The sequence below is a fragment of the Rathayibacter sp. AY1C2 genome (genome assembly GCF_002931195.1).
Lineage (GTDB): Bacteria > Actinomycetota > Actinomycetes > Actinomycetales > Microbacteriaceae > Rathayibacter.
Genome location: NZ_PSWG01000012.1, coordinates 85133 through 92013, shown reverse-complemented (window position 1 = coordinate 92013; position 6881 = coordinate 85133). Strand labels below are relative to the sequence as shown.

Sequence of the window (6881 nt, the reverse complement as noted above, 5' to 3'; positions counted from 1 at the left end):
CCTCCGTGACGCATCACGAGCACCCGCACGCCGCCACCCGCACCGCCGCCACCCGCACGCTCACAACCGCGCCCGCGCCACTCACCCCCGCACCCTCCGCCTCCTCCCGCCCGGAGCCCCGCGCATGAGGGTCACCGACACCAGCGACCTGTGGTGGCGCACCGCCGTCTTCTACAACCTCGACGTGAAGACGTTCATGGACTGGGACGACGACGGCGTCGGCGACCTCGAGGGCCTCGTCCACCGGATCGACTACCTGGCCGAGCTCGGCGTCAGCTGCCTCTGGCTCGCGCCGTTCTACCGGTCCCCCGGCCGCGACAACGGCTACGACATCAGCGACTTCTACGGAGTGGACGAGCGCTTCGGGCACCACGGCGACGTCGTCGAGGTGATCCGGACCGCCCACGACCGCGGGATGCGCCTGATCGTCGACCTCGTCGTCAACCACACCTCGGACCAGCACCCCTGGTTCCAGGCCGCCCGCTCCTCCCCCGACAGCCCGTACCGCGACTACTACGTCTGGCGCGACGAGCCGCCCGCCGATCAGCCCGCGAACGTGTTCCCGGACGCGGAGGACGGCGTCTGGTTCCGCGACGAGGAGGCGGGCCAGTACTACCTGCACCACTTCTACCGGCACCAGCCCGACCTCAACACCGAGAACCCGGCCGTGCGCGACGAGATCGCGAAGCTCATCGGGTTCTGGCTGCAGCTGGGCGTCGACGGCTTCCGGGTCGACGCGGTGCCCTACCTGATCGAGCCCGGCGAACGCGACGAGCACGAGTGGCTGCGCCTGCTGCGCCGCTTCGTCTCGCGGCGCTCCGGCGAGGCGATGCTGCTGGGCGAGGTCAACGTGACCCGCGAGGAGCAGCTCGGCTTCTTCGGCGGCGAGGACGCGGACGAGCTGTCGATGCAGTTCGACTTCATCGGCAATCAGCGCCTCTACCTCGCGCTGGCCCGGGAGGAGGCGGCGCCGCTCGTCGAGGCGCTCGCGAGCCGCCCCGAGATCTCCGTCGGCAGCCAGTGGGCGAACTTCGCGCGCAACCACGACGAGCTCACCCTCGACCAGCTGAGCGACGACGAGCGCGACGAGGTCTTCGCGGCGTTCGCTCCGGAGCAGTCGCAGCGGATCCACGGGCGCGGCATCGTCCGCCGCCTCCCGCCGATGGTCGACGGCGACCCGCGCCGCGTCCGCCTGGTCCACAGCCTCGTCTTCTCGCTGCCCGGGACCCCGGTGCTGTACTACGGCGAGGAGATCGGGATGGGCGAGAACGCCGACATCCCGGGCCGCAGCGCCGTGCGGACCCCGATGCAGTGGAGCAGCGCCGCCAACGGCGGGTTCTCGCGCGCCGATGCCTCCGACCTGATCGCCGCCCCTCCCGGCGGCGGCTTCGGACCCGAGCACGTGAACGCGGCCGCGCAGCTCCAGGATCCGGACTCCCTCCTGGCCCACGTGAAGGGCCTCGCCTGGCTGTACCGGCGGTCGCCGGAGATCGGCTGGGGCGAGTACACGCACCTCCCCTGCGACGAGCCGAGCGTGCTCGCGCACCGGATGTCCGTGTCGACCGGCACGACCGTCGCGGTGCACAACCTGGCGTCGAACCCGCGCACGGCGCACCTGACGCTCCCCGACACCCCCGCCGGGGCGCGGCTGGTCGACTCCCTCGGCGGCGAGTCGCTCCCGCTAGACGAGGACGGCGCCGTGTCGGTGAACCTCGACGGCTACGGCGCGCGCTGGTTCCGCGTGGTCACGGAGGAGTCGCGCCGGCTGGTCTGAGCGGAGGGGCGGGGCTCTTCTCGACAGTCCAGGAGTCGTCGCAGTCGACCTCGAGTGCGGCGGCTCCTGCGTTCTCGCGCGAGCGAGCCGAGCGCGCGGCTCGAGAGTCCAGTAGTCGTCGCAGTCGCGCACGAGTGCGACGACTATCGGCGTTTCGAGGGGGGCGGGGCAGGAACGGAGGACGAAAGCACCCACTGCACGAAACGTTACGCACATCGGTCCACAGCATCGTTGACGCCGCTACCCTCCCCCGCCTACCGTGAAGCGCAACGTTTCGCCCCCGCCGCCGCACCAGGAGGATCCGCATGGCCCCCACTCCGCCGAGCCACCGCGTCCTCGCGAGCGGCAGCCGCATCCCCGCGATCGGCGCCGGGACGTTCGGCTCCGACCGCTACGACGCCGAGACCGTCGGCCTCGCGGTCGAGCACTCCCTCCGCGCCGGCTTCCGCCTCCTCGACTGCGCCACCGTCTACGGCAACGAGCCGCGCGTCGGCCGGGCGATCGCCGACTCCGGAGTCGACCGCGACGAGCTCTTCGTCATGTCGAAGATCTGGAACGACGCGCACGAGCCCGCGGCGGCCGTCGCCTCCGTCGAGCGCTCGCTCGCCGACCTGGGCCTCGACGTGCTCGACGCCGTCTTCGTGCACTGGCCCTTCCCCAACCACCACCCGCCGCACGCCGAGACCGACGCACGCGATCCGCACGCCCGCCCGTACGTCCACGAGGCGTTCCTCGAGACCTGGCGCGCGCTCGAGAGCCTGGTCGACCGGGGCCTCGTCCGGCACCTCGGCACCTCCAACGTCACCATCCCCAAGCTCGAGCGGATCCTCGCCGACGTCCGCATCGCCCCGCAGCTGAACGAGATGGAGCTGCACCCCTGCTTCCAGCAGCCGGAGCTGTTCCGCTTCTGCCTCGACCACCGCATCCAGCCGATCGGCTACTCGCCGCTGGGCTCGCCGTCGCGGCCCGAGCGCGACCGGGTGGAGGGCGACATCGTCGACATCGAGCACCCCGCGGTGCGGGCGATCGCCGACGAGCGGGGCGTGCATCCGGCCGTCGTGTGCCTCGCCTGGGCGGTGAACCGCGGCCAGATCCCGATCCCGTTCGCGGTGAAGCCGGAGCAGATCGAGGCGAACCTGGCCGCCGCCTCCCTGGTGCTCACGGCCGAGGAGCAGGAGGCGCTGCGCGGCGCCGAGCGCAACAACCGGCTGATCAAGGGCCAGGTCTTCCTCTGGCCCGGCAGCTCCGGCTGGCTCGACCTGTGGGACGCCGACGGCACGATCCCGGGCTGGAGCGGCTACGGCTCTCCCCGCGCCACCCTGTGACGTGGCCACCTACAAGGACCTGCAGCGGCTGACCGGCCTCTCGCTCTCGACCATCTCGAAGCACTACAACGGGCTCCCCGTGCGCCCCGAGAACCGGGCGGCGATCGAGGCGGCAGCCGCCGAGGTCGGCTTCCGCGTCAACGGCTTCGCGCGCGGCCTGCGCTCGCGGCGCTCCCGCACGGTCGGGGTGCTGCTGCCCGCCCTCGACAACGAGTTCCACCTCTCGATCATCGCGGGCCTCGAGCGGGCCCTGCGCGAGGAGGGCATCGGCGTGCTGGTCGGCGTGAGCCGCCCCGAGCCGGGAGCCGCGGTCGACCTGCTGCTCGAGAAGATGGTCGACGGGATCGTGGCGGTGCCGTCCGCGGGCGACGTCGACGCGCTGCGCCGCGCCTCCGAGGAGGGCACCCCCGTGGTGGCCGTCGACTGGATCGACGACGCACTGGTCACCGATCGCGTCGCGCTCGACAACGCGGGCGCCGGCGCCTCCGCCGCCCGCCACCTCCTCGACCACGGCCACCGCTCGATCGCGGTGCTCGGCGGGGAGGACGGAGTGTCCTCCACCCGGGAGCGGACCGCCGGCTTCCTCGCCGCCCTGGCCGAGCGCGGCGTCCACCCCGCCGCCGACGCCGTGGTGCGCGGCCCCCTGACGGTCGAGAGCGGAGTCGCCGCCGTCGAGCGGATCCTCGCCCTGAGCCCCCGGCCGACCGCCCTGTTCGCGAGCAACCGCGAGCTGACGGTCGGCGCCCTGATCGCCCTCGGCGACTCCGGACTGCGCGTGCCGACGGACCTCTCCGTCGTCGGCTTCGACAACATCGAGCTGGCCCGCGTGGTCCGCCCGCACCTGACCACGATCGCCCAGCCGACGGAGGCGATCGCCGCCGAGGCCGCCGCCCTCGTCCGCCTCCGCCTCGACTCCGGGGCGGAGCAGCCCGGCCCCCAGGAGCGGAGGCTTCCCGGGCGCCTGCTCGCCGGCTCGTCCGTCGCCCACCTCCACGACCTCTAGGAGCTCCTCTTGCTGACCACGACCCTCCTCCACCCCGAGATCCTGCAGGCGCTCGCCCGCGCGGGCCATGGCTCCCGCGTGCTCATCGCCGACGGCAACTACCCCGTCGGCACCACGCTCGGACCGAACTCCGCCCTGGTGCACCTGAACCTCCGGCCCGACATGCTGACCGTCGACGAGATCCTCGACGCCCTGCTCTCGGCGATCGTCGTCGAGGAGGCGACGGTCATGACCCCCGCGCCCGGGATCGACGTCCCCGCGCAGGACGCCTTCCGCCGGTCCCTCGACGGCGTCCCCTTCACCTCGCTCGAGCGGCACGCCTTCTACGCCGAGGCGCGCACCCCCGACGTCGCGCTCACCATCGCCTCGGGCGACCGCCGCATCTACGCGAACCTCATCCTCACGATCGGCGTGCGCCCGGCCGACGCGTCCTGAGCGGGCGGGCGGGGCGTCGTTCCGCCCGCCCCCGCTCCCTGAGAGTCCACGAGGCGTTCTCACGGCCGGCATCCCTACTCTGGTCGGCGTGGATCTCGACACCCTCCTCAACATCGGCCTCGTCGTGCTGTTCGTCCTCCTCGGAGGCGTCTTCGCGGGCACCGAGATGGCCATCGTCAGCCTCCGCGAGAGCCAGGTCCGCGCGATCGAGGCCGGCAGCGAGCGCGGCCGGCGCATCGCCGAGCTCGTCCGCAACCCCAACACGTTCCTCTCCGCGGTCCAGATCGGCGTCACGCTCGCCGGCTTCTTCTCGTCGGCGTACGGCGCCTCGACCATCGCGCCCGACCTCGTGCCGCCGCTGCAGTCGCTCGGCCTCTCGGCCTCCGCCGCCTCGACCGTCGCCCTGATCCTGATGACCCTCGTCATCGCGTACCTCTCCCTGGTGCTGGGCGAGCTGGTCCCCAAGCGCCTGGCGATGCAGAAGTCCGTCGCGTTCACCAAGGCCCTCGCGCCCCCGCTCAACGCCCTCGCGCGCCTGATGCGCCCCGTGATCTGGCTGCTGTCCGTCTCGACCGACGCCGTCGTCCGCCTCCTCGGCGCCGACCCGCGCGAGAAGGGCGAGAGCGTCTCGGCCGACGAGGTGCGCGACATGATCTCCAGCAACACCGAGATCCACGAGGACAGCCGCCGGCTGCTCACCGACATCTTCCGCGCGGACGACCGCCGCGTCGCCGAGGTGATGCGCCCGCGGCCGGACGTCGACTTCCTCCGCGGCGCGCTCAGCGTGGCCGAGGGCTACGCGGCGGTCCTCGACCAGCCGCACTCGCGCTACCCGGTGGTCGGCGACGACTTCGACGACGTGCTCGGCTTCGTCCACGTGCGCGACCTGATGTCCGCGTTCCCGGAGGCGGGTCGCGCCGGCACCGCGAGCAGCGTCGCCGACATCACCCGCCCGATCCTCGCGGTCCCCGGCACGACGAAGGTGCTCGCGGCCCTGCGCACCATGCGCCAGGACGGCCACCAGATCGCCGTCGTCATCGACGAGTACGGGGGAACCGACGGCATCATCACGCTGGAGGACCTGCTCGAGGAGCTCGTCGGCGAGATCTACGACGAGTACGACGGCGCCCGCCAGGCGGTCGACGCGAAGGCGGCCGAGCAGCTGCACGACGTCGACGGCGGGATGATCCTCGAGGACCTGGCGGAGCAGCTGGGCATCGAGCTGCCCGAGGGCCCGTACGAGACGGTCGGCGGGTTCGTCCTCGACCGGATCGGCCGCGTGGCCGTGGTGGGCGACTCCGTCCTCGTCGGCGACCACCTGCTCCGCGTGGCCGAGACGGACCGCTACCGCATCTCGCGGCTGACCCTCGTGCCGCAGCCCGCGTCGGAGCCGAGCCCGCCGACGGCGCCCGCCGTCTGACGGGCGACCGGCCGCCCCTAGGGCAGAGGGCCCTCCACCCAGCGCGTGGCGGCGCGGCCGCGGGCTCCGGGCTGCGCGATCCACAGTCCACCGGCGTGCGGATGACGCGCCCGCTCGTCCGCCGAGAGGTCGCGTGATGCGGAGGTGACGACCGCGATGTCCAGGTCCTCGCCCGCGAAGGCGATGCTGGAGGAGTGCGGGGCGTCGATCCTGATGCCCTCGCCCTCGCCCTGGCTGCCGTCGGCCTCGAACACTCGAACGCCGCTCCCGCCCCAGACCGCGACCCACACGCGGCCGTCGGCGTCCACGGTCAGTCCGTCGGCGAACACGCCCTCCTCGAGCTCGACGAAGGGCTCGCGCGGGCCGTGCTCGGCGTCCGCGTAGGAGCGGCGGTGGATCACGCCCGACTCGGTGTCGGCCGAGTACAGCACAGAGCCGTCCGGCGAGAAGCCGAGTCCGTTCGAGAGCCGCAGGTCGTCGTCGAGCACGGTGACGGATCCGTCGTGCTCGATGCGCAGCAGGACGTCGTCGCCCGCCGACTCGCCGAGGGTCAGCGAGCCGACCAGGAGGCGCCCCTGCGGGTCGATTGTGCCGTCGTTGAAGCGGTGCCCCTCCGGCAGCAGCTCGGAGCCGCGCGTGAGGGAGCCGTCGACCTCCAGGATCGCGAGCCGTCGGGTCAGCGCGACGAGCGTCCGCCCGTCGCCCAGGGGCAGCGCGGCGCCGACCTGCTCGCCGACGTCGGTGCGCGAGATCGCTCCGATCCCCTCCGCGGTGACGGGGGCGGACAGGACCGCGCCGGCCTCGATGTCGACCCAGGTGAGGCGGGCGGTGTCCGGATCCCAGACGGGCCCCTCGCTGAGGACGTAGGTGGGGGTGCCCGCGGGCGTCGCGTCGATCATGCCTCCACGCTAGGCCGAGGAGGCG

At 72.9% G+C, this 6881-nt stretch carries 6 protein-coding genes; 5 read left to right on the top strand and 1 reads right to left on the bottom strand.

Annotation, left to right across the window (positions count from 1 at the left end; all coding sequences use genetic code 11):
* Positions 1-124: 124 nt before the first annotated feature.
* The 5 genes from C5C55_RS10395 to C5C55_RS10375 all read left to right on the top strand — a co-directional run bounded on the left by C5C55_RS10395 (position 125) and on the right by C5C55_RS10375 (position 5957).
* Entirely contained in the window at positions 125-1774 is a 1650-nt protein-coding gene (locus C5C55_RS10395; RefSeq protein ID WP_104233867.1) for an alpha-amylase family protein, read from the top strand.
* 305 nt (positions 1775-2079) lie between these two features.
* On the top strand, positions 2080-3099 hold the full coding sequence (locus C5C55_RS10390) for an aldo/keto reductase (protein ID WP_104233866.1): 1020 nt from the start codon (positions 2080-2082) through the stop codon (positions 3097-3099).
* A gap of 1 nt (position 3100) precedes the next feature.
* Positions 3101-4102, top strand: a complete 1002-nt coding sequence (locus C5C55_RS10385; protein WP_104233865.1) for a LacI family DNA-binding transcriptional regulator — start codon at positions 3101-3103, stop codon at positions 4100-4102.
* A gap of 9 nt (positions 4103-4111) precedes the next feature.
* Positions 4112-4537 carry an RbsD/FucU family protein gene (locus C5C55_RS10380; protein ID WP_104233864.1) on the top strand — a complete coding sequence of 142 codons (426 nt, stop codon included), beginning with the start codon at positions 4112-4114 and terminating at the stop codon, positions 4535-4537.
* Between the two features lie 88 nt (positions 4538-4625).
* The gene (locus tag C5C55_RS10375) at positions 4626-5957 is read left to right on the top strand and encodes a hemolysin family protein (RefSeq protein ID WP_104233863.1); all 1332 of its coding nucleotides are present in this window, start codon (positions 4626-4628) and stop codon (positions 5955-5957) included.
* A gap of 17 nt (positions 5958-5974) precedes the next feature.
* Here the strand turns inward: C5C55_RS10375 and C5C55_RS10370 are convergent, their stop codons facing one another.
* The gene (locus tag C5C55_RS10370) at positions 5975-6856 is read right to left on the bottom strand and encodes an SMP-30/gluconolactonase/LRE family protein (RefSeq protein WP_104233862.1); all 882 of its coding nucleotides are present in this window, start codon (positions 6854-6856) and stop codon (positions 5975-5977) included.
* Positions 6857-6881 lie beyond the last annotated feature (25 nt).

Excerpts from the sequence above, each read along its gene's own strand:
- C5C55_RS10395 (WP_104233867.1), top strand. The coding sequence starts at position 125 with ATGAGGGTCACCGACACCAGCGACCTGTGGTGGCGCACCGCCGTCTTC.
- C5C55_RS10390 (WP_104233866.1), top strand. The coding sequence starts at position 2,080 with ATGGCCCCCACTCCGCCGAGCCACCGCGTCCTCGCGAGCGGCAGCCGC.
- C5C55_RS10370 (WP_104233862.1), bottom strand. The coding sequence starts at position 6,856 with ATGATCGACGCGACGCCCGCGGGCACCCCCACCTACGTCCTCAGCGAG.